The following is a 25510-nucleotide window of genomic DNA, read 5'->3' as shown; positions in this document are numbered from 1 at the left end:
CGACCGGGTCCGGCCAGTAGCATCTTCCCCCGTGACCGACCCGACCACGAGTGCCAGCCGCCCTGCCGCCCTGCGCGTCCTCGTCTACAGCGACGACGCCGACACGCGCGAGCAGGTCATCCGGGCGCTGGGCCGGCGACCCGATCCCGAGCTCCCCGAACTCGACTTCGTCGAGGTGGCGACCGCGCCGATGGTGATCCGGCACATGGACGCCGGCGGTATCGACCTCGCGATTCTGGACGGCGAGGCGGCCCCCGCCGGCGGGATGGGGATCGCCAAGCAGCTCAAGGACGAGCTCGAACAGTGCCCGCCCGTCGTCGTGCTGACCGGTCGCGCGGACGACGCATGGCTCGCCGACTGGTCCCGGGCCGAGGCCGCGGTGCCGCGGCCACTCGACCCGTTCCGCCTCGCCGAGACGGTCGTCGCGCTGCTGCGCGGCCGCAGCATCACCTGACGGCGCCGCGGCCGGCCCTCTCCGAGCGGCGGCACGAGTGCCGGTCCGCGAGCGGTCGGGCGAAACGGAGAAATCGCACCGCGTGGTATCCGCCTCGGGGAGACACCCCGCCGGTAGGCTGAGCCGTACATCACAATGATGCGGTTGAAGTGACCCACGGCACAGACGCCGCCTCGTGGCACAGACACCGCCTCGTGATCGTTCGGCCCGAGCGGCCGAGAGGTCGGCAAGGGCAACGGAGTCGGCGCGGGTGGCCGGCTCGCACGGAGAGGAGCCAGGCGCCGTGAACGTCTACATCCCCATCCTCGTGCTCGGCGGGATCGCGGTCGCGTTCGCCGTGTTCTCCGTCGTCGTGTCCTCGGTGATCGGCCCGAGCCGCTACAACCGGGCCAAACTCGAAGCCTACGAATGCGGGATCGACCCGACCCCGCAGCCCCCCGGCGGCGGCAGGTTCCCGGTGAAGTACTACCTGACGGCCATGCTGTTCATCATCTTCGACATCGAGATCGTGTTCCTGTATCCGTGGGCCGTCCACCTCGACGCCCTGGGAGTCTTCGGGCTGGCCGCGATGGCGCTGTTCGTGTTCAACGTCGCGGTGGCGTACGTCTACGAGTGGCGGCGGGGCGGTCTCGGCTGGGAATGACCGGGACAGGGAATGAGATTGTGCCGTAATGAATTCGAACACCGACCGAAAGTGATAAGAGTCGGACATGGGTCTCGAGGAGAAGTTGCCGAGCGGCTTTCTGCTGAGCACGGTGGAGAGCTTCGCCGGTTTTGCGCGCAAGGGTTCGCTGTGGCCCGCGACCTTCGGGCTCGCGTGCTGCGCGATCGAGATGATGACCACCGTGTCGCCGCGCTTCGACATCGCCCGGTTCGGAATGGAGGCGTTCCGGGCGTCCCCGCGGCAAGCCGATCTCATGATCGTCGCCGGCCGGGTCAGCCAGAAGATGGCCCCGGTGCTGCGGCAGGTCTACGACCAGATGGTCGAACCGAAATGGGTGCTGGCCATGGGGGTGTGCGCCTCCTCGGGCGGGATGTTCAACAACTACGCCATCGTGCAGGGCGTCGACCACGTCGTCCCGGTCGACATCTACCTCCCCGGATGCCCGCCCCGGCCGGAGATGCTGCTGCACGCCGTCCTGATGCTGCACGAGAAGATTCAGCAGATGCCGCTCGGCGTGGACCGGGAGAAGGCCGTACAGGCCGCCGAGGAAGCGGCCCTGGCCGCCGGCCGGCCCGTGCTGCCCATCCCCGGGGGGTCGGCCCGATGACCTCGCCCTCGGACAACGAACGATCCTCGCTGCCGGTGGACCGGGCCGCCACCACCGGTCCCGAGGGAACACTGCCCGCGCAGCCCGCCGGTGACGCCGAGGTGATCGGCGTCCGCCAGGGCATGTTCGGCGTGCGCGGCAGCGGCGACACCTCCGGCTACGGGCGGCTCGTACGCCCGGTGACCCTGCCCGGCGGCACCCCACGCCCGTACGGCGGCTACTTCGACGACGTCGCCGACGCCCTGCGCGCCGCCGTCGCCGAATCCGGGACCGAATTCGAGGACGCGATCGAGAAGGTCGTCGTCCACCGCGGTGAGCTGACCTTCCACGTCCGGCGCGAGCACCTCCCCGAGGTGGCCCGCCGCCTGCGCGACGACCCGGACCTGCGCTTCGAACTGTGCCTCGGCGTCGACGGGGTGCACTACCCGCAGGACACCGGCCGCGAACTGCACGCGGTGTACCCGCTCATGTCGATCACCCACAACCGCCGCATCCGGCTCGAGGTGTCGGCCCCGGATGCCGATCCCCACATCCCGTCGCTGTACGGGGTGTATCCGACCAACGACTGGCACGAGCGCGAGACCTACGACTTCTTCGGGATCGTGTTCGACGGGCACCCCTCCCTGACCCGAATCGAGATGCCCGACGACTGGTCGGGGCATCCGCAGCGCAAGGACTATCCGCTCGGCGGCATCCCCGTCGAATACCACGGAGCGGAGATCCCACCGCCCGACGAGCGGAGGGCGTACACCTGATGACCGACATCACCGAAGGACCGGTCCACACCGTCGTCGGCGAGGACTGGGACAGCGTCGTCGAGGCCGCCCGCGCCGCGGCCGCGGACCGCGGCGACGAACGCATCGTCGTCAACATGGGACCGCAGCACCCGTCGACCCACGGGGTGTTGCGGCTCGTGCTCGAGATCGAAGGCGAGACCGTCACCGAGGCGCGCTGCGGAATCGGCTACCTGCACACCGGCATCGAGAAGAACCTCGAATACCGCACCTGGACCCAGGGCGTCACGTTCGTCACCAGGATGGACTACCTGTCGCCGTTCTTCAACGAGACCGCCTACTGTCTCGGCGTCGAGCAGCTGCTCGACATCACCGAGGCGATCCCCGAGCGAGCCACCGTCGTGCGCGTGCTGCTCATGGAACTCAACCGGATCTCCTCGCACCTGGTCGCCCTCGCCACCGGCGGCATGGAACTCGGTGCGATGACCGCCATGTTCCTCGGCTTCCGCGAGCGCGAACTGATCCTCGACGTGTTCGAGACGATCACCGGTCTGCGCATGAATCACGCCTACATCCGTCCCGGCGGACTCGCCCAGGACCTGCCGGACGGGGCGGTCGAGAAGATCCGCGACCTGCTCGGGCTGTTGCCACGGCGACTGCGGGACATGGAGAACCTGCTCAACGAGAACCACATCTGGAAAGCCCGCACCCAGGGGATCGGCTACCTCGACCTGACCGGGTGCATGGCCCTCGGCATCACCGGACCCGTGCTGCGCTCGACCGGCCTGCCGCACGACCTGCGCAAGGCACAACCGTACTGCGGCTACGACACCTACGAGTTCGAGGTGTGCACCGACACCGGTTGCGACGCCTACGGCCGCTACCTGATCCGGATCGACGAGATGAAGGAGTCGATCAAGATCGTCGAACAGTGCCTCGACCGGCTGCGTCCCGGCCCGGTGATGGTGGAGGACAAGAAGATCGCCTGGCCGGCCGACCTGTCGCTCGCCGCGGACGGTCTCGGCAACTCCCCGGAGCACATCCGCAAGATCATGGGCAACTCGATGGAGGGCCTGATCCACCACTTCAAGCTCGTCACCGAGGGCTTCCGCGTCCCACCCGGCCAGGTGTACACCGCCGTCGAATCCCCCCGCGGGGAACTGGGCGTGCACATGGTCAGCGACGGCGGCACCCGGCCCTACCGGGTGCACTTCCGGGATCCGTCCTTCACGAACCTGCAAGCGGTGTCCGCGATGTGCGAGGGCGGCATGGTCGCCGACGTCATCGCCGCGGTCGCCAGCATCGATCCCGTGATGGGGGGAGTGGACCGTTGACGCAGCAGCCGCAAGTAGCGATCGACCCGGACCCGGCCTCGGGGCCGGTGCTCATCCCGTTCGGCGTCCGCCCCGACGAACCGTCCCGCCTGGCGCGGCCCGGCGCCCGCGAGCACTACCCCCCGGACGTCCGCGCCCGCCTCGAGGCCGACGCCGACGAGATCGTCGGTCGCTACCCCCAGCCGCGCTCGGCCCTGCTGCCGCTGCTGCACCTGGTGCAGTCCGAGGACGGCTACCTCACCCCCGCGGGCGTCGAGTTCTGCGCCGACCGGCTCGAACTGACCGGTGCCGAGGTCGGCGCGGTCGCCACGTTCTACTCCATGTACCGGCGTGAGCCCACCGGCGACTACCTCGTCGGTGTCTGCACCAACACCTTGTGCGCGATCATGGGCGGCGACGAAATACTCGAAGCCCTGCAACAGCACCTCGGGCAGCGCCCCGCGGCCGGCACCGACTCGGACCCGGGCTCGGACACCCCACCGGACGCGGGCGACGAGAGTGCCGGCTCCGTCACCCTCGAGCGCCTCGAGTGCAACGCGGCCTGCGACTTCGCGCCCGTCGTGATGGTCAACTGGGAGTTCTTCGACCACCAGACCCCGGACTCGGCGCGTGCGCTCGTCGACGACCTGCGCGCCGGCCGGCCCGTCACCCCCACCCGGGGCGCGCCGCTGTGCACCTTCCGGCAGACCGCCCGCATCCTCGCCGGGTTCCCGGACGAGCGGCCCGGCGCCGTCGCGGCGGGCGGCAGCGCAGGAGCAGCATCGCTCGCCGGCCTGCGCATCGCCCGGGAACGGGGCATGCGGGCCCCGGAGCCGGACCACCCCTCCGGCCCCGACCCGGCCGCCGGGCCCCGACCCGAGGGAGGCTGACGTGGCGTTGACCCCTGTCCTGAGCCGGTACTGGGACGAACCCGAATCCTGGACCCTCGACACCTACCTCCGCCACGACGGATACGAAGGCCTGCGCAAGGCGCTGCGCATGCACCCCGACGAGGTGATCGGCACCGTCAAGGAGGCGGGTCTGCGCGGCCGCGGCGGCGCCGGCTTCGCCACCGGCGTCAAGTGGAGTTTCATCCCTCAGGGCGACGACAACCCGCACTACCTGGTCGTCAACGCCGACGAATCCGAGCCGGGCACCTGCAAGGACATGCCCCTGCTGCTGGCCACCCCGCACACCCTCGTGGAGGGCGCAGTCATCGCCGCGTACGCCATCCGCGCCGCGCACGCCTTCGTCTACGTCCGCGGCGAGGTGGTGCCGGTGCTGCGCCGACTGCAGGCCGCCGTTGCCGAGGCCTACGCCGCCGGCTTCCTCGGCCGCGACATCCTCGGCAGCGGCTACGATCTCGACCTCGTCGTCCACGCCGGGGCCGGGGCCTACATCTGCGGGGAGGAGACCGCGCTCCTGGACTCCCTCGAGGGCCGGCGCGGCCAGCCCCGGCTACGGCCGCCGTTCCCCGCTGTCGCAGGGCTGTACGCACGCCCGACCGTCGTCAACAACGTCGAGTCGATCGCGAGCGTGCCGTCGATCCTCCACAACGGGATCGAATGGTTCCGCTCCATGGGCACCGAGAAGTCCCCGGGCTTCACGCTGTACTCCCTGTCCGGTCACGTGACGACCCCCGGCCAGTACGAGGCGCCCCTGGGCGTCACCCTGCGGGAGTTGCTCGACTACGCGGGCGGTGTCCGGGCCGGGCACCGGCTCAAGTTCTGGACTCCCGGCGGGTCGTCGACGCCGCTGTTCACCGACGAGCACCTCGACGTCCCCCTCGACTACGAGGGGGTCGCCGCCGCCGGATCCATGCTGGGCACCAAGGCGCTGCAGATCTTCGACGACACCACCTGCGTGGTGCGCGCGGTGCTGCGCTGGAGCGAGTTCTACGCGCACGAGTCCTGCGGCAAGTGCACCCCCTGCCGCGAAGGCACCTACTGGCTCGTGCAGATCCTGCGACGGCTCGAGCGCGGCGAGGGAACCGGAACGGACCTGGACACCCTGCTCGACCTCTCCGACAACATCCTCGGCAGGTCGTTCTGCGCACTCGGCGACGGGGCGACCAGCCCCGTCACGTCCTCGATCCGATACTTCCGCGACGAGTACCTGGCGCACTTCGAGCAAGGCGGCTGCCCGTTCGACCCGCACCTGTCCACCGTCATGGCCGGGGCCGGCGCGAACCGACCCGACGACGGAGGTGCCCGATGAGCGTCCACACCAACCACGACACCACAGGCTTGCCGCCCGCACCGGACCTGGTCAGCGTCGTCGTCGACGGCGTCGAGATCGGCGTCCCGAAAGGCACCCTCGTCATCCGCGCCGCGGAACTGCTCGGCGTCCAGATTCCCCGCTTCTGCGACCACCCGCTGCTCGAACCCGTCGGCGCCTGCCGCCAGTGCCTCGTCGACGTGGAAGGCCAACGCAAACCCGTCGCCTCCTGCACGACCCCGGTCACGGACGGAATGGTCGTGCACACGCAGCTGACCTCGCCGGTGGCGGACAAGGCGCAGAAGGGCGTGATGGAGCTGCTGCTGATCAACCATCCGCTGGACTGCCCGGTCTGCGACAAGGGCGGCGAATGCCCCCTGCAGAACCAGGCCATGTCGAACGGCCGTGCCGAGTCCCGGTTCACCGAGACCAAACGCACGTTCCCCAAACCGATCTCGCTCTCCGCGCAGATACTCCTGGACCGCGAACGATGCGTGCTCTGCGCCCGGTGCACGCGGTTCTCCCAGCAGATCGCCGGCGACCCCTTCATCGAACTGATGGAACGGGGTGCCCTGCAGCAGGTCGGCATCTACGAGAAGGAACCGTTCGAGTCGTACTTCTCCGGCAACACCGTGCAGATCTGCCCGGTCGGCGCACTCACCGGAGCGGCCTACCGGTTCCGCGCCCGGCCCTTCGACCTGGTGTCGAGCCCGAGCGTGTGCGAACACTGCGCCAGCGGCTGCGCCCAACGCACCGACCACCGGCGCGGCACGGTGCTGCGCCGGCTGGCCGGCGACGACCCGCAGGTCAACGAGGAATGGAACTGCGACAAGGGCCGCTGGGCCTTCACCTACGCCACCCAGCCCGACCGCCTCACCACCCCGCTGGTGCGGGGCGACGACGGCACGCTCACCCCCGCCTCCTGGCGTGACGCCCTGCGCGTCGCCGCCCGTGGCCTGACCGCCGTGCGCGGCCGTACCGGGGTGCTCGTCGGCGGCCGCGTCACCGTCGAGGATGCGTACGCCTACAGCAAGTTCACCCGGCTCGTCCTCGACACCAACGACATCGACTTCCGGTCGCGTCCGCATTCCGCGGAGGAAGCACAGTTCCTCGCCGCCCGGGTCGCCGGGCGCTGGCCCGGCGCCGGAGCCGTGACCTACGACGACCTCGACCACGCCCCCGCGGTCCTGCTCGTCGGATTCGAACCCGAGGACGAGTCGCCGATCGTGTTCCTGAGACTGCGCAGAGCGGTCCGCAAGCAAGGACTGGTGGTGTCCGCGATCGCACCGTTCGCGAGCCGCGGCCTGACGAAGCTGCGCGGACGGCTCCTGCGGGCCGTTCCCGGCACCGAGCCGGACCTGCTCGACATGCTCCGCCTCGGCGCCCGGCCGGGCGACCGCGAGGTCGCGGAGACTGCCGAACTCCTGAGCCGGCCCGGGGCGGTCATCCTGGTGGGGGAGCGGGCGGCGGCAATCCCGGGCGCATTGACGGCCGCCAGCCGGCTCGCCGACGACACCGGCGCGCGGCTGGCGTGGATCCCGCGCCGGGCCGGGGAACGCGGTGCGCTCGAGGCCGGGGCCCTGCCGGGACTTCTGCCCGGTGCCCGCCCCGTCACCGACGCCGACGCCCGACGACAGGTCGCCGCCGTGTGGGGCGTGCCGGACCTGCCACCGTCCGTCGGCCGGGACACCGGACAGATCCTCGCCGACGCGGCCTCGGGCACCCTCGGGGCCCTGGTGATCGGCGGGGTCGACGTCGACGATCTGCCGGATCCGCATGCCGCCGTCGCCGCGGTCGCCGCCGCCGGCTTCGTCGTCAGCCTCGAACTGCGGCGCAGCGCGATCACCGACCGAGCCGACGTCGTCTTCCCCGTCGCGCCTGCGGTGGAAAAACCCGGCACGTTCCTCGATTGGGAGGGCCGGGAGCGCCCCTTCGCCGCCGCATTGCGCAATACCGGCGCCCTGCCCGACCAGCGGGTCCTCGGCGCGATCGCCGACGAGATGGGAGTCCGTCTCGGGCTCGCCGACGCCGCGGCCGCCGTCGACGAGCTCGTCGCGCTGGGGCCCTGGGACGGCGAAGCCGCCGGTCCACCGGACGTCGCGCCGCAGGGCACGCCGGCACCCGGCACCGGTGAGGCGGTACTCGCGGGATGGCGGATGCTCCTCGACCGCGGACGGATGCAGGACGGCGAACCGCATCTCGCCGGGACCGCCCGGCAGCCGGTCGCCCGCCTGTCCGCCGCCACCGCCGCCGAGATCTCGGCAGGCGACGGCGACCCGGTGACCGTCGCGACGGACCGCGGCTCGATCACGTTGCCCCTGGCGGTCACCGACATGCCGGACCGGGTCGTGTGGCTGCCCCTCAACTCGCCGGGGTCCGCGGTGCACCGGCAGCTGGCCGCGTCCGCGGGCGACATCGTCCGGATCGGCCGGGCGGAGCACTCGTCGCAGGGGGTGGCCGATGAGTGAGGTCGCGCTGTTCGGCGCTGCGGCGGTACCGGGACCGGGCGTCCTGTCGGCGCAGTCCGGATACCCCGATCCGGCCGCGTTCGGTCAGGATCCGTGGTGGCTGGTCGTCGGCAAGGCGGTGGCCGTCTTCGCCTTCCTGGTGTTGACGGTGCTGGTCGCCATCCTGGTGGAACGAAAGATCCTGGCGCGCATGCAGATGCGCGTCGGACCGAACCGGGTGGGACCCCGGGGGCTGCTGCAGAGCCTCGCCGACGGCGTCAAACTCGCGCTGAAGGAAGGCATCGTTCCCGCGGGGGTGGACAAACCCATCTACGTCCTCGCGCCGATCATCGCGACGGTGCCCGCGCTGATGGCGTTCGCCGTCATCCCGCTCGGGCCCGTGGTCTCGGTGTTCGGCCACGACACCCCGCTGCAGTTGACCGACCTGCCGGTGGCCGTGCTGTACATCCTCGCGGCGACATCCATCGGCGTCTACGGCATCGTGCTCGCCGGGTGGGCATCCGGGTCCACGTACCCGCTGCTGGGCGGTCTGCGCTCGACGGCCCAGGTGATCTCGTACGAGATCGCCATGGCGCTCTCGTTCGCCGCCGTCTTCCTGCTGTCGGGCACGCTGTCCACCTCCGGCATCGTCGCCGCCCAGGACGGCACCTGGTACGTCTTCCTGCTCCTGCCCTCGTTCCTCATCTACGTCACGTCCATGGTCGGCGAGACGAACCGGGCGCCGTTCGACCTGCCCGAGGCCGAGGGCGAACTCGTCGGCGGCTTCCACACCGAGTACTCGTCGCTGAAGTTCGCGATGTTCATGCTCGCCGAATACGTCAACATGGTGACGGTCTCGGCGCTGGCCACCACCCTGTTCCTCGGCGGCTGGCGCGCACCGTGGCCGCTGAACATGTGGGAGGGCGCGAACTCCGGCTGGGTGCCGCTGCTGTGGTTCGTCCTCAAGGTGTGGGGATTCCTGTTCCTGTTCATATGGCTGCGCGGCACGTTGCCGCGGCTGCGCTACGACCAGTTCATGAACCTGGGCTGGAAGGTGCTGATCCCGGTCGCGCTCGGCTGGATCATGGTCGTCGCCGTGATCCGCGTCCTGCGCACGGAGGGCCTGGACCGGTGGCAGATCGTCCTCGCCGCGGCCGGCGTGGTCGTCGCCCTGGCAGTGCCCTCGCTGCTGTGGAACCGCATGAACGCCGGTCGTCTCCGTCCCACCGGCACCCCCGGCGGCGCGTCGGCCGCTGCGGCAACCGAGCTGCCGTTCGACCCGATGGCCGGCGGCTTCCCCGTCCCGCCGATGCCCGGCCAGACGTTGCCGCCGCGTCGTCGGCGCACCCCCGTCGCCGCAGCCGCCGAGGGCGGTCGCCGTGTCGATCCGACCACCGAGGAGAATCGCGATGCCTGACTTCCTCGATCCCGTAGCGGGATTCGGAGTTACCTTCCGGGCGATGTTCGACAAGGCCCAGACCGAGCGCTACCCCGAACAGAAGGAACCGACCGCGCCGCGCTACCACGGCCGCCACCAGCTCAACCGCCACCCCGACGGGCTCGAGAAGTGCATCGGGTGCGAGCTGTGTGCCTGGGCGTGCCCGGCCGACGCGATCTACGTCGAGGGCGCGGACAACACCGACGCCGGGCGATACTCGCCGGGCGAGCGCTACGGACGCGTCTACCAGATCAACTACCTGCGCTGCATCGGGTGCGGTCTGTGCATCGAGGCCTGCCCGACGCGGGCGTTGACCATGACCAACGAATACGAGATGGCCGACGACAACCGGACCGACCTGATCTACGACAAGACCAGGCTGCTCGCCCCGCTCGGGCCCGGCATGGTGGCTCCACCCCACGACATGTACCCGGGCACGACGGACGAGGACTACTACCGCGGCGCGGTGACCGAGGCCGCGCCCGGCACCACCACGGCCGCTACCGGGCCGGGGGACGAAACCGTCGCGCCCGACCGGGAACCGACGCAGCCGCGAGGCGGTCGCGATGTGGCGTGAGCGGCTGTGGCCTGACCGGCGGCGAGGGGAGTGGTCTCGATGGACCCGATGACGCCGGCCCTGCTGGCGGCCGAGGCCGTCACCCGCACATCCACCGGCGAGGCCGTGCTGTTCTGGATACTCGGAACGTTCGCGGTGCTCGGCGCACTCGGCGTCGTCGCCGCGTCCAAGGCCGTGTACTCGGCGATGTTCCTCGCAGTCACCATGATCATCCTCGCGGTGTTCTACATCGCCCAGGATGCGTTGTTCCTCGGGGTCGTGCAGATCGTGGTCTACACGGGGGCGGTGATGATGCTGTTCCTGTTCGTGGTCATGCTCGTCGGCGTCGACTCCTCCGACTCGCTCGTCGAGACGCTGCGCGGCCAGCGGGTCGCCGCGATCGCGGCCGGACTCGGATTCGGCCTGCTGCTCGTCGGTGGTCTCGGTAACGCCGCCGTCTCCGAGTTCGCCGGCCTCGACGCCGCGAACGCCGCAGGCAACATCACCGGCCTGGCCGAGCTGATCTTCGTGCGGTATGTCTGGGCGTTCGAACTCACCGGCGCCCTGCTGATCACCGCCACGATCGGCGCCATGGTCCTGGCTCATCGGGAACGGTTCGGGCTGCGCAAGACCCAGCGGGAACTGTCGCAGGAACGCTTCCGCGCCGGTGGCCGCGCCACCCCGCTGCCGAGTCCCGGCGTCTACGCCCGTCACAACGCGGTCGACGTGCCGGCCCGGCTGCCCGACGGATCGTACTCGGACCTGTCGGTCAGCGAGGTGCTCCGGCAGCGGGCCGTGACCGTCGACGACGACGCCCGACCGCGTGAGAGCGACGCACCGCGCGGTGGCTCGTCCGGTGAGGAGGGATCGCGGTGAACCCCGAGAACTACCTGTACCTGTCCGCCCTGTTGTTCACCATCGGCGCGGCCGGAGTCCTGCTGCGCCGCAACGCGATCGTCGTGTTCATGTGCATCGAGTTGATGCTCAACGCCGCGAACCTGGCGTTCGTCACCTTCGCGCGCATGCACGGCAATCTCGACGGCCAGGTCATCGCGTTCTTCACCATGGTCGTGGCCGCCGCCGAGGTCGTCGTCGGCCTCGCGATCATCATGACCATCTTTCGTTCCCGGCGTTCGGTTTCCGTCGACGACGCCAACCTCCTGAAGTACTGACGCCCCCGGACGACACCCGTCCGCCCACGCACGAGGAGGAGACTGTGCCCGAGACGACCGTGCCCGAGACGACCGTGTCCGAGACGACAGCCGGCGCCCCGACGGGCGGACCGGCATGAACGGGATCTCGTCGACGGTCTGGCTGCTGCCCGCGCTGCCGCTGTTCGGCGCGGTCGTACTGCTGCTGACCGGCCGGCGCAGCGACACGTGGGGACACCTGCTCGGCTGCGCGACGGCGCTGGCCTCGTTCGCGCTCGGTCTCGCCCTCTTCGTCGACATGCTCGGCCGCGACACCGCCGACCGAGCCGTGAACCAGGACCTCTTCCAGTGGGTGCCGGTTGCGAACCTCCAGATCGACTTCGGTCTCCAGCTCGACCAGCTGTCGATGTGCTTTGTGCTGCTGATCACCGGCGTCGGATCGCTCATCCACATCTACTCCGTCGGGTACATGGCGCACGGCCCGGACCCCTCCGGTCGCTCCGCGGGTTCCGATGCGGGTACGTCGGGTCGCTCCGCGGGTTCCGCTGCGGGTGCGTCGGGTCGCTCCGCGGGTTCCGCTGCGGGTACGTCGGGTCGCTCCGCAGGCTCCGCTCCCGGCCGCCGGTTGTTCTTCGCCTACCTCAACCTCTTTCTCGCGGCGATGTTGCTCCTCGTCCTCGCCGACAACTATTTCGGCCTGTACGTGGGCTGGGAAGGCGTCGGTCTCGCCTCGTACCTGCTCATCGGGTTCTGGCAGTACAAGCCGTCCGCTGCGACGGCCGCGAAGAAGGCTTTCGTCGTCAACCGTGTCGGCGACATGGGCCTGGCCGTCGCCATGATGATCATGTTCGCGACGTTCGGGTCCGTGACGTTCGACGATGTCTTCGCCGGCGCCGACGCGGCGAGCGACGGCGTGCTCACCGCACTCGGCCTCGTGCTGCTGCTCGCCGCATGCGGCAAGTCCGCCCAGGTGCCCCTGCAGTCCTGGCTCGGTGACGCGATGGAGGGCCCGACACCGGTGTCGGCCCTGATCCACGCCGCCACCATGGTCACCGCGGGCGTCTACCTCATCGTGCGGTCCGACGTGCTCTTCGACCTCGCCCCCACCGCCCAACTCGCCGTGGTGATCGTCGGCGCGGTGACCCTGCTGTTCGGAGCCGTCATCGGGTGCGCCAAGGACGACATCAAGAAGGCACTCGCCGCCTCGACCATGAGCCAGATCGGCTACATGGTCCTTGCCGCCGGCCTCGGTCCCGCCGGATACGCCTTCGCGATCATGCACCTGCTCACCCACGGCTTCTTCAAGGCCGGACTGTTCCTCGGGGCCGGATCGGTGATGCACGGGATGAACGACGAGGTGAACATGCGGCACTACGGCGGCCTGCGCACCGTCATGCCGATCACGTTCGTCACCTTCGGTCTCGGCTACCTCGCGATCATCGGCATCCCACCGTTCGCCGGATTCTTCTCCAAGGACAAGATCATCGAAGCGGCGTTCGGCGCCGGTGGTGCGGAAGGGATCGTCCTCGGCACGGCCGCCCTGCTCGGGGCCGGCATCACCGCGTTCTACATGACGCGGGTAATGCTGATGACCTTCTTCGGCAGGCGTCGCTGGGCGGCCGACGTCCATCCCCACGAGTCGCCCACCGTGATGACGGTGCCCATGATCCTGCTCGCCCTCGGCTCGGTCGGCGCCGGTGCCGCACTCACCCTCGGTGGGGCGCTGCAGGACTGGCTCGAACCGGTGGTGGGGACCGCGGAGATCGAACATCTGCTCCCGGTGTGGGTGATCACCGCCCTCACCCTCGCCGTCGTGCTCGCGGGTGTCGCGGTGGCCTACCGGCAGTACGCCCGGCGCGACATCCCCGACGCCGCCCCCGCCGACGTGTCGGCGTTCACCGTCGCCGCGCGCCGGGATCTCTACGGCGACGCCGTCAACGAGGCGGTGTTCATGCGGCCCGGACGGTCCCTGACCACGACCCTGGTGACCGTCGACGACAAGGCCGTCGACGGGGCGGTCGACGGGATCTCCGCGACGGTCGGTGCCCTCTCCGCCCGGATGCGGCACCTGCAGACCGGGTTCGTGCGGTCCTACGGCTTGTCCATGTTGGTAGGCGCGGCCGTCGTGGTCGCCGCGATGATGCTGGGGAGGCTGTAGTGGGCAACTTTCCCTGGTTGACGACCCTGTGGGTGGTGCCGCTCGTCGGTGCCGTCGTCGTACTGGCGATTCCTGCCCGCATGCGGAGCCTCGCCAAGGGCACCGCGCTGGCGGTCGCGGCCCTGGTGCTCGTGCTGGCGTGCGTGCTGGCGGTCGGGTTCGACCCGGCGGGCGAGCAGTACCAGTTCGTCGAATCGCACCCGTGGATCCCGGCCCTGGGCACCCGCTACACGCTGGGCGTGGACGGCATCGCGCTCGTGCTGGTGCTGCTCACCGCGGTGCTGCTTCCGCTGCTCATGCTGGCCGGTTGGAACGATACGACACCGCCCGAGCCCGCCGACACCGCTCGCCCGTCCATGCCGCGGCGAACCACACACCTGTACATGGCGTTGATGCTCTCGGTCGAGGCGATGGTGATGGTCTCGTTCACCGCGCTCGACGTGCTGCTGTTCTACATCTTCTTCGAGGCGATGCTCATCCCGATGTACTTCCTCATCGGGGGTTTCGGGGACCGGCTCGGAGACCGGCGCCGTCGCTCCCGCGCGGCGGTGAAGTTCCTGCTCTACAACCTGTTCGGTGGGCTGATCATGCTGGCCGCGGTGATCGGACTGTACGTGGTCACCGCCCGGCAGGGCGCCGGCACCTTCGACTTCCGGGAGATCGTCGCCGTCGTCACCGACGCTGGTCTCGGTGCCGACGCTGTGGTGCTCCACGCGCTGTTCCTCGGCTTCATGTTCGCCTTCGCCGTGAAGGCGCCCCTGTGGCCGTTCCACACCTGGCTGCCCGGCGCCGCGGTGCAGGCCACGCCCGCCGGAGCGGTGCTGATGATGGCCGTGGTCGACAAGGTCGGCACGTTCGGCATGCTGCGCTACTGCCTGCAGCTCTTCCCCGAGTCGTCGGTGTACTTCGCGCCCGTGATCGTCACGCTCGCGGTGATCGGCATCGTCTACGGTGCGGCGGTCGCGATCGGTCAGACGGACGTGATGCGGCTGATCGCCTACACCTCGATCTCGCACTTCGGGTTCATCATCCTCGGCATCTTCGCGATGACCAGCCAGGGCCAGGCCGGCTCGACGCTGTACATGGTCAACCACGGCATCTCCACCGCGGCGCTGTTCCTGATCGCCGGGTTCCTCGTCTCCCGACGCGGATCCCGTGCCATCGCCGCGTACGGAGGCGTCCGCAAGGTCGCCCCCGTCCTGGCCGGCACGTTCCTCGTCGCCGGACTGGCGACCCTGTCCCTGCCCGGCCTGGCACCGTTCGTCAGCGAATTCCTGGTGCTGGTCGGCACCTATCCGCGCTACCAGGTCGCCGCCGTCTTCGCGGTGCTCGCGCTCGTCCTGTCGGCGATCTACGTGCTGTGGCTCTACCAGCGCATGATGACCGGACCGGTCACCGACGGCAACGAGCACGTACGCGACCTGGTGCCCCGCGAACTCGCCGTCGTGGTGCCGCTCATCGCGTTGCTCCTCGTCCTGGGCGTCTACCCGAAGCCCGCCCTCGACGTGATCACCCCAGCGGTCGACCAGGTCCTGGTCACGGTCGACCGGCCCGATCCGGTGCCGCCCGTCCCGCCCGAACCCGTCGCGGGCGGGCTAGGCACCGACACACACGGAGGGACGCACAGGTGACTTCCTTGGACGGCACCCTCGTTCTCGCGCAGGCGATTCCGGCTCCCGACCTGGAATACGGCCCGCTCTCTCCCATGCTGATCGTGTTCGGGGTGGCCGTGGCCGCGGTGCTCGTCGAGGCGTTCGTTCCCCGCCGCGGCCGGTACGCGAGCCAGCTGCTGCTCGCGCTCGGTGGACTCGGTGCCGCGTTCGTGGCGGTCGTCGTCCTCGCCGCGGGCCTGGACTTCGCCGCCGGCGCCGCGCCCGGGTACACCGCCGCGGTCGACGCCGTCGCGGTCGACGGACCCACCTTGTTCCTGCAGGGCACCATCCTGCTCGTCTCGATCCTCGCGGTGCTGCTCGTCGCCGAGCGCGGCATCGAGCCGAACCCTCGGGGTGCCGTGCCGGAGGGACCCGGCGCGGCGGTGGCCACCGGGCGCGGCGGTGCCGACGCGTTCGCCCCGCAGGCCTCCGTGGTGCCGGGCAGCGTCGCCGAGCGCGAGGCCGCCGCGCAGGGGATCTCCCAGACCGAGGTGTTCCCGCTGGTGCTGTTCGCGGTCGGGGGGATGCTGCTGTTCCCGGCCGCGAACGACCTGCTCACCATGTTCATCGCGCTCGAGGTCCTGTCGCTGCCCCTGTACTTGCTGTGCGGCCTGGCCCGTCGGCAGCGCCTGCTCTCCCAGGAGGCGGCCCTGAAGTACTTCCTGCTCGGCGCCTTCTCCTCGGCCTTCTTCCTGTTCGGGGTGGCGCTGCTGTACGGCTACGCAGGGACCGTGGGCCTGGCGGGTATCGCCGACGCCGTCGCCGTCCGCGCGGACGGCGACGCGCTGGTGGTGATCGGTGCGGCGATGCTCGCGGTGGGTCTGCTGTTCAAGATCGGAGCGGTGCCGTTCCATTCCTGGGTCCCTGACGTCTATCAGGGAGCGCCCACACCGATCACCGCCTTCATGGCGGCGGCCACCAAGATCGCGGCGTTCGGCGCGATGCTGCGCGTGTTCTACGTGGCGCTACCCGGACTGCGCGACGACTGGCGTCCCCTGCTGTGGGGTGTGGCGATCCTGACGATGGTGGTGGGTTCGGTGCTGGCGGTGACGCAGAACGACGTCAAACGGATGCTGGCCTACTCGTCGGTCGCCCACGCCGGCTTCATCCTCACCGGGCTGATCGCCGCCGACCGGGCCGGGCTGGCGTCGACGATGTTCTACCTGTTCGCTTACGGGTTCAGCACCCTCGGTGCATTCGCCGTCGTGACCCTGGTCCGCGACGACCTCGGGGAGGCGACCCATCTGTCCCGCTGGGCGGGTCTCGGCCGGCGCTCTCCGCTCGTCGGCGCGGTGTTCGCCCTGTTCCTGCTCGCGTTCGCCGGCATCCCGCTCACCAGCGGGTTCGTCAGCAAGTTCGCCGTGTTCGGGGCGGCGGCGGGTGGCGGCGCCGTTCCGCTCGTGATCGTCGGCGTGGTCAGCAGCGCCGTCGCGGCGTACTTCTACGTGCGCGTCATCGTGCTGATGTTCTTCGACGAGCCGGACCGCGACGCCCCCACGGTCGTGGCGCCCAGCGTGTTGACGACCGTCACGATTGCCGGCGGAGCGGTGGTGACCGTCGCGCTCGGCGTCTTCCCGCAGCCGTTGCTCGATCTGGTGGACCAGGTCGCGGTGTTCCTCGGCTGACGGTTCCGCCGACGAGCGCGGGGACCCGGGCGGACGAGGACGCAGCCGCGGAAAACAAGCGCGGCTTTCTCGCCGGCCGGGCCGAGTTCTTGGGCGATCGCCGCTGACATACGGCAGGGAAGTGGCCCTACCCGACTGAATACGAACCGGACGGAATTTCAAGAAAGCCGAATCCTGACGCGAATGGTCGGTGTACCTGTCGAACTCGCTTACGGGCCACCTCACCCGCCACCGCCCGTCCGGCGAGCAGCTCCCCCGGGGAGGGGCCATGGTGGGGCACTATGACAAGGCCCGGTAGCAGGGAGCCGAGCTGCGGCGCAGCAGCCGTGATCGACCACCACGTGATCGCTACGAGCACCAGTAGTATGGCGACCTTGAACACCCAGAAGTGACGCGAGGGATCCGCACGATCGGGATCCACGACCAGGGTGAGATGCCGCCGGGCCTTGGCGTACGCCACCACAGCGCCGATACCGAGGGTCACCAGCGGAGCCGGCACCTTGCTTACCTCGACTTTCGGTGTTCGCGGCCGGTCACCTGTGTATCCGGGCGTTCTGCTCGATCGCGACCTGGTCGGGTGCCTCCCCGTCCTTCGGTGGTTGTATCCATCATCTATATGTACGAACCGGACCTGGACGATACGGCCGGCGTGTCGTAAAGCGAACGGAAGCGGCCATCGCGTGATTCTCGGAGAGACCGTCCAAAGTCACTCGAGGAAGACCACGCGATGACCACCGCGCACGATATCGATCTGCACCAGGTGCTCGAAGACCGGCGACGGCTCAGGAGGCGATCGGGAGGGCGGAGCGATGACCGAGGGCACCAGGGGAGGGCGGCGCCGGAGTACGCCTCGGACGCGGACTTGGTCCGGGCGTGGCGGCAACGACAGAAGGAGGCGGCCCGCGCCGAGCGGCTCGAGGCGGCAACCCCACCGATCCGGCGGCGGCCGTATCCACCCTGGCCGAGGAGGTCCCGCTGCTGCGGCAGAAACCCAGGCCGCCCTCGAGCGGCTGAGCGCGGTGGCCGCGTCGATCACCGCGGCCACCGCGCTGCTGTCCGACCCGCCGCGCTCGATGCGCACCTCCGTCGGGTGCGGCCCGACGCCGACAAGGTCCGCGCCGACGCCGGAGCCGAGATCGCCCGGCTGCGTGAGCAACACGACGCCGCACTGGACGAGCGCGCGGACGCCGACGCGGCCGCGGCTGCCGCGCTCGCGCAGGCCGACGGCGCCACCGCACAACTCGTCGCGGCCCGCCGCGAGCACCAGGAGGAGCTCGACCGCGTGCGCGCCGACCACGCAGCCGCGCTTGACGCGTGGACGACCCGGTTCGAGGAGTCGGAGGCGGCGCACCGTCGGCGGACCGCCGACCTCGAGGACCTCGTCGGGGAGCAGCGAGATGAGCTCGCCCGGCTCCGCGCCACCGCCGACCAGGCCACCGCCACCGTGGGCCGGCTCGACGCCGACCTGGCCGCCGCCCGCGCCGACACCGCCGCCGAGCGCGAGCGCACCGAGGCCGTGCGCGCCGACCTCGCGGCCGCCTACGCCGAGACCGCCGCGGCCCGCGCCCAGGTCGACGCCCCCCCCCCCCCGCGAACGCGCCGACGAACTGCGCACCGAACAACGCGAACTTCGCGCCGCGTCCCCAGCGTCGGGCCCGGCCGAGCCACGCTGACCAGAGGGATGCCCCTACCCTCGGTTCAGGCGCAGGGGATCGCCGACTCGGCGGGTGACCGGTGTCGACGTTTCGGTCGTGCCCTTCGACGGTTCCGCGTGGGTATGCCGCCGGGCGGCGACGGGCGGCTGGTGGGGGTTCGCTGCGTAGGCCTTCAAAATCCGCACCAGACGGAAATTTTGAGTTATTCGAACACCTGTTCCGGAATTCGTCGCAGAACTATCCCCGAGACAAGGACGGGAACGGGGACGAGAAAGGGACGCCGGTGCCCGTCGGTTCGGTCCGTCCCCGGGGGCGGGAAGGGGGCGGGCCAGTCGGAGCGTCCCGCCCCGGTACCGTGGCGCTCGTCGGCACCGGGGCGCGGGCCCGGGTCTCCTGCCAGTAGCCTGGCGGATCGTTGTTCCCCCTCGTCGGGTCCGGTGTGCACCGAGCGCACGAAGGTCGCGAAGGCCTGGCTCGGAAACGGCTCATGCACCGACCTCCACTCGATCCGTCCCTGAACTCCACCGTGTGCTGGCATCAGCAGCTGCCGGCTCTGGCCTCGGAGCTGACGGTAGCTGCGGCACGCCTCGAGTAGTTGGCTGCGCTGGGGTCGGCTCGACGAGGACGGTCGCGCCGATGTGCTCGTGGCGGTGTACGAGGCTCTGGCCAACGCGGTCGAGCATGCCTGCAACGACCGCACCTCCGGGGTGGTGGTCGTGGACGCGACCTACGACCCCCGGCCGCATGTCCTGGATATCCACCGAAAGCGGCCTGTAGTGCCACCTACGCTGCGGACCGACGGTGTGCGCCGTACTGCCCAGCTACCCTGGTTCGGTTCCGGGTTCGCGGGAGCTGTCACCGAGGGTGCGGCGGACCGCTTTTTCGATCAGCAGGGGAACGAAGGCGCGGATCGTCGCGTCGGCGAACCGTTTTTCGGCGGTCCGCACGGCGAGATCGATGTCGAGGGGTGGCACAGTGGGGAAGCGGGCGACGAGTCGGGCGACGACCGATTCGATCTGCAGCATCTCGTCCTCGCCCGGCAGGGGACGAGGGTCTCGGGCTACGGGGTGGGTGCGGTCGGTCACGGCGTTTACCTCCCCTCCGAACGGGGTGCCGGGGGACCGGTTGTCGTGTTCTCGGGCAGGCTCGCTTCCGGCTCTGGCGGGGGCGGTGACTCGGGGTGGGTGCGGGCGGGCCGGATCACCAGTTCCAGGACGAGCAGGGCCAACAGCGCGCCGAGCACGATCCACACCACGACCAGGCCGGTGGGGTAGCGCCAGAACATCAACAGCAGCGCGGCGATCCCGATGATCGTCGCCCGCAGCACGGTGCGGGCGTGGAAGGCCCACTCCTCAAGCTGATTCGGCGCCCGGGGGTGGCGTGCACGTTGTACCGCGTCGAGGCCCCGGCCGAAGCCGCGGCGCACCGCCACGGCCGAGGCCGAACCGCCGGTCAGATAGGCCCCGAGCGCGACGACCACCCCGAGCACAGCCACCGCGCGCAGCGCGGCCCGCAGCGGCACCAGCACCGTGTCGACGATCGCGGTGGCCGCATCCGGGGACAACACCTCCGGGGGCACCTGATTGAGATACTGTGCCCGAGCGACAAGGAGCGCGATCGCCAGCACCAGCATGCCCACCGCCAGCGCAACGCCGACGAAGGCCAGCGCGCGGCGGCGCCGGCCCGGGGGCGCGACGGCGACCGCGGCGGCCGCGGCGGCGATGGTGAGCCACGGCAGCACGTCCGCGGCGTTGTCGAGGGTGTTCACCGCGCGTTGGGCCCGGACCAGATCCGGGGACCGGAACAGCACGAACTGCTTGTCGACGGAGGGGATTTTCTCGGCGAAGGTGAAGCCGCGGTCGAGCAACCGGGCCTTGACGTTGTCGATCACGGTGCCGAGCGAGATACTGACCGTGCCGGACTCGTCGACGGTGACCGAGGACGGGCCGACGTTGCCGGTCACCACCGCCACCAGCGCGGTGTGTGCGGCGCGGTTGGCCTGAATCCACAGGTCCTCGAACTGGTCGCTGCGCACGAGGGAGAGCACCGTCTGGTTGACGAAGCTGCGGGCCTGACCGGTGATGACCGGAGCCAGACCTTCGACCGCGCGGTCGACGCGAGGAGCGTTCGCGGTGGCCGGGACCGCGTCGGTCAGGGCGGTCAGGGCGTCGGTGGTCAGCCCTTCGACGTCGACGCGAGCGAAGATCTCGTCGGTGATGGAGTTCGCGATCTGGGTTTGCAGCGCCGCGTCGGAGGCCAGCGGCGCGACCGTGGTCACGTAGCGGTCGGTGTCGAGGATCTCGCTGCGCACGAATCGCGAGACCACCGAGGTGATCGCCAGCACGGCGACCAGGAAGGTCAGCAGCGCGACCGCGGCCCACCGCCACCCGTGCCGCGGTGGACGTGGTGGGCGCGGCGGAGTCGGTGCAGGTGCCGTCGCCTCGGCCGTCGTCCGTTCCCGCAGCGCGGCGACCTCGGCACGCAGTCGTTCCAGCTCGGCGCGCTCGTCGCTGTCGAGCCGGCCGTTCGTGTCTGCGCCGCCCGGGCTGGTCTCTGCCGTCATCTCGGCGTCGTCCCTTCCGCAACTGATGAATACAACAGGGACTGTCGCCGGACCACCGCGGTGGGCGGTCCGGCGGCGTCGCGCGGGTCAGTAGTACTCGGCCTTGGGATTCCAGGTCGAGACCGCCCAGATGACCACCACGTCGAGCGCGATGATCAGGATCGACCACCACGGGTAGTACGGCAGCCACATGAAGTTCGCCAGGATCGACAGCGCCGCGATGACGATCGCCGCCACCCGCGCCCACGTCGCGCCGGTGATCAAGGCGATGCCCACCACAACCATCACCACCCCGAAGACGATGTGGATCCATCCCCATGTGGTGAAGTCGAACTTGAACGTGTACTCCTGGCCTTGCACGAACAGCTCGTCCTCGGCGACGGCCGCAATACCCTGGAAGAACTGGAGAATCCCGATGGTGGCCATGATGATTGCGGCCCCGATCGAGGTTCCCGCGGCGATGCCCTGTTTGACGGACATGTCTTCGTGGTCGGTACGTACATTCTGTGACACGGTCGTCTCCCTTTGTCAACGGACCTGACTGGGGCAAGTGTGCGCTCGGTCGCGTCCTTATCGCAGGGACTTTCGGCTCGTTCTCGGTATCGGAGCGATCACGCCTCCGTTGTCCTCGTCCGACAACGAGGTGGCAGCAATCCGGCTGCCCGAAAAAGGGATGCGCGCAGGGGTGGGGGAGTTATCGTCGGCCTGCGGTGGACGGCTGCGTCGTTTTCGCAGTCGGCGTCACTACCACTTGGGACGCAGCGCCGTGCGATCTGCTCGCACTGCCACCGAAAACAGTTCCTGTCACTGAAACGAGGCCACTGGTGACCGATTCCGACATCGACGAGATGGGTCCGGTCGACTATCTCGTCATCGAATCCCCTGCCGACCGTCCGCCCGACGGGTCGGCGCTCCCGCTGCTGCGTGACCTCGTCGAGCGCGGCCTCATCCGTGTACTGGACCTGGCGTTCGTCCGCAAGGCCCCGGGCGGCTCCGTCGCCGGCATCGACATCGCCGACGTCGGACTCGAAGGTGAGATCGACGTGACTCTCTTCGCGGAGGCCGCCTCGGGTCTGCTCGACGAGACGGACTTCGTTGAAGCCGGGGCTGCGCTGGAACCGGGCTGCTCAGCGGCCGTGCTCGTATACGAGAACACCTGGGTCGCCCCGTTTGCGCGGGCGTTGCGCCGTGACCGGCGCCCAGCTCGTCGCCTCGGGCCGCATCCCGGTGCAGAGCATCCTGGCGTCCCTGGACGCCGCCGAAACGGAAAACTGAAATAACACAGCAAAATCGGAATCGACACACAGGTCGAGTACACGAGGAGTCTGCCATGCCCGGACTGCTTCGCGGCGTTGCCCGCACCGCCGTGGTGGCCGGTACCGCCACCGCCGTGTCCAACCGTGTCTCCCGGCGACAGGGCCAACGCTGGATGGCACAGGAACAGGCACAGTACGACCAATACGCGCAGCATCCACCACAACCGGCCCAGGCGACGCCGGGTGGAACGGACCGGATCGCCGCTCTGAAAGACCTCGCCGCGTTGAAGGCGCAGGGCGTACTCACCGAGGCCGAATTCGAGGCCGAGAAGGCACGGATCCTCTCATCCTGAGATCAACCCTAGGTGTACGTCGATTCGACTGTGGGAGGCCGTGGAGAGGGAGATGGGTTCTCGCCAATGCCGCCCCCCTTCACTTTCCGGAGATCGGGGCGAGGGAACCGCTGGACTGCCGCGCCCATTTTCGACAATCCTTGCGCGATGGCTTGTCGTCAAGGGGGTTTCGACGAGCCGGGTGAGACTTCAGGATTTGACTCGCCCGCGGGGAGGATCCACCCGTGGACTTGTGGGGCCCGACCCCTGTCCCGAGGTTCTTCCGACCTACGCTGCGTCCGGAGTGGACCAGCGCACACACCAGAGGCTGGGACGCGACCATGCGACCGCACCCATCGAGCGGGAGGAACGCTCCTGCACACCAGTCGAGGGTCGATCCCCGCACCGCCGGGGTGTTCGCATGCGACGAGAAATCCTTTCTTCGACCTGTGCAACGCGGAGCGCGAGCCACGCACGCGAGATCGGGGGCCTCATGGAGGGGCGGAAGCCCCGGCGGTTTCTCCATGGATCGGACAAACATCCAGGACGCGAATCACCCTCCTCTTGGACGGGGGCCTCCGCCCAGACACACCGGTCCTGCCGCAGCAGGAACCTCGACGCCGCAGCGAGTAGCGGTGACAGTGGAAACTCGGGTGAGGTTTATCCGGTTGCGGTCTCGAGTCCGTGGGATGCCGGTATGTCGAGTAGTCGGTTGAGCCAGGCGAGCGATTCGATCAGCGCCAGGATCTGTTCGTCCCGGTCGGTGGCCTGCTCGAGGGAGCCAGATGGTGACGGACTTCGCGCAGGTTCCCGACCAGAGCGTCGACGATCGCAGCCCACCGATGGCATTCCGGTCGAGTGTTGGGGGACGGGAAGCCAGGCATGCGAGCCACTGGTTTTCGGTCAGCGACGTAGGCATCAACATTTCCTGCAGCAAGCCGGTAGACGGCGAGCGCCGTGACAACAACGGGGACGGACAGGTTTTCGGTCGCGCTGAGCACCGGAACGGTCGGCCCTGAATTTGAGTTTCCGGCGCAGGACAAGCCTGGCAAGGATGGAACCGCACGACAAGATCGAAAAGGTAGTGGGTTGGTGCGGTACTGCTTCTTCCCGGTCCACCGATCGAGCGCCTACACCACGTTGACGGTTTCGGGGACTCCGCGCAGATGAGCGGCATACGATATGCACGGTTCTGCTGGCATGGGGCCACATGGATGCGAGATGAACATGCCGGATGCTGGTGCCGACGCCGTCATGGTCGATCGGCTTACCACCGATTTCGGTGGGATGGATGTACTTCACGCGGTCGTCGAGGCCGCGCTGGAGGTGAACGTCGGTCATTCGAGTGGGTTCCGGGTCGGATCTGCCGGGACTCGGAGAACGACTCGCCCGTCGAAGTGTCCTGGCCTCGGTCGAGTCGCGGGCAAGGAGCGGCGCCGCAGCGCGGCGGCATCGCCGTAGCAGGATTCGAGTTTTCCATAGCCGACCGGTTCCCCGACGATCGTCTTCGTCGCCGCCGGTCCAGTCGAGGAGGTACAACTGATGGATTCCTTCTGGGATTACGTGTGGTACACGATCGTCGTGTTCGCCTTCGTGGCGTATCTGATCGTGCTGTTCCAGATCCTGGTCGATCTGTTTCGGGATCACACCGTCTCGGGCTGGATCAAGGCGGTGTGGGTGGTCGTGCTGGTGCTCTTCCCGTATATCAGCGCGCTGGTGTATCTGATCGTCCGCGGTCGCGGTATGGCGTTGCGGGCGCAGCAGGCGCAGACGGAAGCCAAGCAGGCCACCGACGAGTACATCCGGACGGTGGCGGTCGGAAAGTCCCCGGCCGAACAGATCGCCGACGCGAAGGCGTTGCTCGACTCGGGAGCGATCACTGCCGCAGAATTCGGACACCTCAAAGCCCAGGCGCTCGGGCCGGCTACCGCTGGGCGTGACGGTGTGCCCGTCGGCTGAGCCGACGCCCAGGCTAGTGCCTAGTGCCACGCCCCGGCCGCTGGCTCGATTCCGGGGCGGGCCGGGGCGTGGGTAGGGCGTACGTGACCGGGAGACGGTGATGAGACCGGAACCGCCGTTGTTGGTTCGTCTGTGGCGCCGAGCCCCGTGGGGACGCAACCGGTTGCTGCGCGGGTGCGACCGGATCGAGGCCGGTCTGACCATGCTGGTGGTGGCGTTCGTGCTGACGATAGTGCCCTTCGCTGCGGCATACGGGTCGGTCACCTACGGCACGCTGGCGGCCCAGGCGCAGCAGCAGCGGCAGACCAACCGCCACGTCGAGGCGACGGTACTCGGGCTGGCACCGCTGCAGGTGCTCCGGCCGGGAGCCGAAGGGTCGAGCCGTGCCGGGGACGAGCCGGATTGGGTGCAGTGGAGCACGGACGGCGGGCTGCAGATCGGAAGATGGGCACCGGCAATCGACATGCGCCCGGGTGAGATGCTCGAACTGTGGGTCGACGAAAACGGTACCCCGGTCGCGGCGCCTCACAGCGGATCGGATATCGCCGTGACTGCCGTTCTCGCGGCCGTGGCGGTGTGGACGGCGCCAACCGCGGTGGCGTGCGTCGGGCTGTACGGATTCCATCGACGGAACGAGCATCGCCGACTCACGCAGTGGGAAGACGAGTGGCGCACCGTCGGCACCACGCCGGGTTGGTCCGTGGACTGAGCGCAGGGCCGGAGGTCAGC

At 69.5% G+C, this 25510-nt stretch carries 22 protein-coding genes and 2 pseudogenes; 20 read left to right on the top strand and 4 right to left on the bottom strand.

What is annotated here, in order from left to right:
- Window positions 1–31 precede the first annotated feature (31 nt).
- The 15 genes from ACM26Y_RS13735 to nuoN all read left to right on the top strand — a co-directional run bounded on the left by ACM26Y_RS13735 (window position 32) and on the right by nuoN (window position 17016).
- Window positions 32–454: a hypothetical protein gene (locus tag ACM26Y_RS13735; protein WP_416061181.1), complete on the top strand. Its 423-nt coding sequence runs from the start codon at window positions 32–34 to the stop codon at window positions 452–454.
- A 283-nt stretch (window positions 455–737) separates the two neighbouring features.
- Window positions 738–1097 carry an NADH-quinone oxidoreductase subunit A gene (locus ACM26Y_RS13730; protein WP_003937927.1) on the top strand — a complete coding sequence of 120 codons (360 nt, stop codon included), beginning with the start codon at window positions 738–740 and terminating at the stop codon, window positions 1095–1097.
- Window positions 1098–1164: 67 nt separating this feature from the next.
- Window positions 1165–1725, top strand: a complete 561-nt coding sequence (locus ACM26Y_RS13725) for a NuoB/complex I 20 kDa subunit family protein (RefSeq protein ID WP_054374544.1) — start codon at window positions 1165–1167, stop codon at window positions 1723–1725.
- Window positions 1722–2480: an NADH-quinone oxidoreductase subunit C gene (locus ACM26Y_RS13720; protein ID WP_371382593.1), complete on the top strand. Its 759-nt coding sequence runs from the start codon at window positions 1722–1724 to the stop codon at window positions 2478–2480. Before ACM26Y_RS13725 ends, ACM26Y_RS13720 begins: the two co-directional genes overlap by 4 nt.
- Window positions 2480–3793, top strand: a complete 1314-nt coding sequence (gene nuoD / locus ACM26Y_RS13715) for an NADH dehydrogenase (quinone) subunit D (protein WP_003937930.1) — start codon at window positions 2480–2482, stop codon at window positions 3791–3793. The genes ACM26Y_RS13720 and nuoD overlap by 1 nt, the downstream gene beginning before the upstream one ends.
- The gene (gene nuoE, locus ACM26Y_RS13710) at window positions 3790–4662 is read left to right on the top strand and encodes an NADH-quinone oxidoreductase subunit NuoE (RefSeq protein ID WP_416061180.1); all 873 of its coding nucleotides are present in this window, start codon (window positions 3790–3792) and stop codon (window positions 4660–4662) included. The genes nuoD and nuoE overlap by 4 nt, the downstream gene beginning before the upstream one ends.
- 1 nt (window position 4663) lies before the next feature.
- Window positions 4664–5989, top strand: a complete 1326-nt coding sequence (gene nuoF / locus ACM26Y_RS13705; protein ID WP_003937932.1) for an NADH-quinone oxidoreductase subunit NuoF — start codon at window positions 4664–4666, stop codon at window positions 5987–5989.
- Complete coding sequence (locus tag ACM26Y_RS13700; RefSeq protein ID WP_416061179.1) at window positions 5986–8457, top strand: NADH-quinone oxidoreductase subunit G; 2472 nt, start codon at window positions 5986–5988, stop codon at window positions 8455–8457. The genes nuoF and ACM26Y_RS13700 overlap by 4 nt, the downstream gene beginning before the upstream one ends.
- Window positions 8450–9853 (top strand): NADH-quinone oxidoreductase subunit NuoH, encoded by a 1404-nt coding sequence (gene nuoH, locus ACM26Y_RS13695; RefSeq protein WP_416061178.1) that lies wholly within the window; start codon window positions 8450–8452, stop codon window positions 9851–9853. Before ACM26Y_RS13700 ends, nuoH begins: the two co-directional genes overlap by 8 nt.
- Window positions 9846–10451, top strand: a complete 606-nt coding sequence (nuoI, locus tag ACM26Y_RS13690) for an NADH-quinone oxidoreductase subunit NuoI (protein WP_003937935.1) — start codon at window positions 9846–9848, stop codon at window positions 10449–10451. Before nuoH ends, nuoI begins: the two co-directional genes overlap by 8 nt.
- Before the next feature lie 48 nt (window positions 10452–10499).
- Window positions 10500–11306, top strand: coding sequence for an NADH-quinone oxidoreductase subunit J (locus ACM26Y_RS13685; RefSeq protein ID WP_152975438.1), 807 nt, complete (start codon window positions 10500–10502; stop codon window positions 11304–11306).
- Window positions 11303–11602, top strand: a complete 300-nt coding sequence (gene nuoK / locus ACM26Y_RS13680) for an NADH-quinone oxidoreductase subunit NuoK (RefSeq protein ID WP_003937937.1) — start codon at window positions 11303–11305, stop codon at window positions 11600–11602. Before ACM26Y_RS13685 ends, nuoK begins: the two co-directional genes overlap by 4 nt.
- Before the next feature lie 115 nt (window positions 11603–11717).
- On the top strand, window positions 11718–13739 hold the full coding sequence (nuoL, locus tag ACM26Y_RS13675) for an NADH-quinone oxidoreductase subunit L (RefSeq protein ID WP_416061177.1): 2022 nt from the start codon (window positions 11718–11720) through the stop codon (window positions 13737–13739).
- The gene (locus ACM26Y_RS13670) at window positions 13739–15370 is read left to right on the top strand and encodes an NADH-quinone oxidoreductase subunit M (RefSeq protein WP_416061176.1); all 1632 of its coding nucleotides are present in this window, start codon (window positions 13739–13741) and stop codon (window positions 15368–15370) included. The genes nuoL and ACM26Y_RS13670 overlap by 1 nt, the downstream gene beginning before the upstream one ends.
- Before the next feature lie 74 nt (window positions 15371–15444).
- A complete protein-coding gene (gene nuoN / locus ACM26Y_RS13665; RefSeq protein WP_416063672.1) occupies window positions 15445–17016 on the top strand; it encodes an NADH-quinone oxidoreductase subunit NuoN in 1572 nt (523 codons plus the stop codon).
- A 706-nt stretch (window positions 17017–17722) separates the two neighbouring features.
- Here nuoN and ACM26Y_RS13660 read toward each other — a convergent pair.
- Window positions 17723–18631 carry a hypothetical protein gene (locus ACM26Y_RS13660; RefSeq protein WP_416061175.1) on the bottom strand — a complete coding sequence of 303 codons (909 nt, stop codon included), beginning with the start codon at window positions 18629–18631 and terminating at the stop codon, window positions 17723–17725.
- A gap of 678 nt (window positions 18632–19309) precedes the next feature.
- Between ACM26Y_RS13660 and ACM26Y_RS13655 the strand changes: the two are divergent.
- Window positions 19310–19372: pseudogene (locus ACM26Y_RS13655) on the top strand (ATP-binding protein); the annotation flags it as partial.
- A 120-nt stretch (window positions 19373–19492) separates the two neighbouring features.
- Here the strand turns inward: ACM26Y_RS13655 and ACM26Y_RS13650 are convergent.
- The 3 genes from ACM26Y_RS13650 to ACM26Y_RS13640 form a co-directional block, all read right to left on the bottom strand.
- Entirely contained in the window at window positions 19493–19756 is a 264-nt protein-coding gene (locus ACM26Y_RS13650; RefSeq protein ID WP_416061174.1) for a three-helix bundle dimerization domain-containing protein, read from the bottom strand.
- A gap of 5 nt (window positions 19757–19761) precedes the next feature.
- Complete coding sequence (locus ACM26Y_RS13645) at window positions 19762–21234, bottom strand: hypothetical protein (RefSeq protein WP_416061173.1); 1473 nt, start codon at window positions 21232–21234, stop codon at window positions 19762–19764.
- Between the two features lie 87 nt (window positions 21235–21321).
- The gene (locus ACM26Y_RS13640; RefSeq protein ID WP_416063671.1) at window positions 21322–21714 is read right to left on the bottom strand and encodes a hypothetical protein; all 393 of its coding nucleotides are present in this window, start codon (window positions 21712–21714) and stop codon (window positions 21322–21324) included.
- A gap of 344 nt (window positions 21715–22058) precedes the next feature.
- On the opposite strand from ACM26Y_RS13640, the pseudogene ACM26Y_RS13635 reads away from it, so the two are divergent.
- From ACM26Y_RS13635 to ACM26Y_RS13620, 4 genes and pseudogenes are all read left to right on the top strand, one after another.
- A pseudogene (locus ACM26Y_RS13635) lies at window positions 22059–22509 on the top strand (DUF6325 family protein).
- 55 nt (window positions 22510–22564) lie between these two features.
- A complete protein-coding gene (locus tag ACM26Y_RS13630) occupies window positions 22565–22843 on the top strand; it encodes an SHOCT domain-containing protein (protein WP_416061172.1) in 279 nt (92 codons plus the stop codon).
- Between the two features lie 1521 nt (window positions 22844–24364).
- On the top strand, window positions 24365–24781 hold the full coding sequence (locus tag ACM26Y_RS13625; protein WP_416061171.1) for a PLDc N-terminal domain-containing protein: 417 nt from the start codon (window positions 24365–24367) through the stop codon (window positions 24779–24781).
- Between the two features lie 100 nt (window positions 24782–24881).
- Entirely contained in the window at window positions 24882–25490 is a 609-nt protein-coding gene (locus ACM26Y_RS13620; RefSeq protein ID WP_416061170.1) for a hypothetical protein, read from the top strand.
- Window positions 25491–25510 lie beyond the last annotated feature (20 nt).

Origin of the sequence: Rhodococcus indonesiensis (assembly GCF_047782815.1) — a bacterium.
Taxonomy (GTDB): Bacteria; Actinomycetota; Actinomycetes; order Mycobacteriales; family Mycobacteriaceae; genus Rhodococcus; species Rhodococcus indonesiensis.
The sequence above is the reverse complement of the archived record's forward strand: the minus strand, read 5'-3'. Positions and strand labels throughout refer to the sequence as shown.

Coding starts and splice junctions, on each gene's coding strand:
- ACM26Y_RS13725 (WP_054374544.1), top strand. CDS start 1,165: ATGGGTCTCGAGGAGAAGTTGCCGAGCGGCTTTCTGCTGAGCACGGTG.
- ACM26Y_RS13720 (WP_371382593.1), top strand. CDS start 1,722: ATGACCTCGCCCTCGGACAACGAACGATCCTCGCTGCCGGTGGACCGG.
- nuoD (WP_003937930.1), top strand. CDS start 2,480: ATGACCGACATCACCGAAGGACCGGTCCACACCGTCGTCGGCGAGGAC.
- ACM26Y_RS13700 (WP_416061179.1), top strand. CDS start 5,986: ATGAGCGTCCACACCAACCACGACACCACAGGCTTGCCGCCCGCACCG.
- nuoH (WP_416061178.1), top strand. CDS start 8,450: ATGAGTGAGGTCGCGCTGTTCGGCGCTGCGGCGGTACCGGGACCGGGC.
- nuoI (WP_003937935.1), top strand. CDS start 9,846: ATGCCTGACTTCCTCGATCCCGTAGCGGGATTCGGAGTTACCTTCCGG.
- ACM26Y_RS13685 (WP_152975438.1), top strand. CDS start 10,500: ATGACGCCGGCCCTGCTGGCGGCCGAGGCCGTCACCCGCACATCCACC.
- nuoL (WP_416061177.1), top strand. CDS start 11,718: ATGAACGGGATCTCGTCGACGGTCTGGCTGCTGCCCGCGCTGCCGCTG.
- nuoN (WP_416063672.1), top strand. CDS start 15,445: ATGCTGATCGTGTTCGGGGTGGCCGTGGCCGCGGTGCTCGTCGAGGCG.
- ACM26Y_RS13645 (WP_416061173.1), bottom strand. CDS start 21,234: ATGACGGCAGAGACCAGCCCGGGCGGCGCAGACACGAACGGCCGGCTC.
- ACM26Y_RS13640 (WP_416063671.1), bottom strand. CDS start 21,714: ATGTCCGTCAAACAGGGCATCGCCGCGGGAACCTCGATCGGGGCCGCA.
- ACM26Y_RS13630 (WP_416061172.1), top strand. CDS start 22,565: ATGCCCGGACTGCTTCGCGGCGTTGCCCGCACCGCCGTGGTGGCCGGT.
- ACM26Y_RS13625 (WP_416061171.1), top strand. CDS start 24,365: ATGGATTCCTTCTGGGATTACGTGTGGTACACGATCGTCGTGTTCGCC.
- ACM26Y_RS13620 (WP_416061170.1), top strand. CDS start 24,882: ATGAGACCGGAACCGCCGTTGTTGGTTCGTCTGTGGCGCCGAGCCCCG.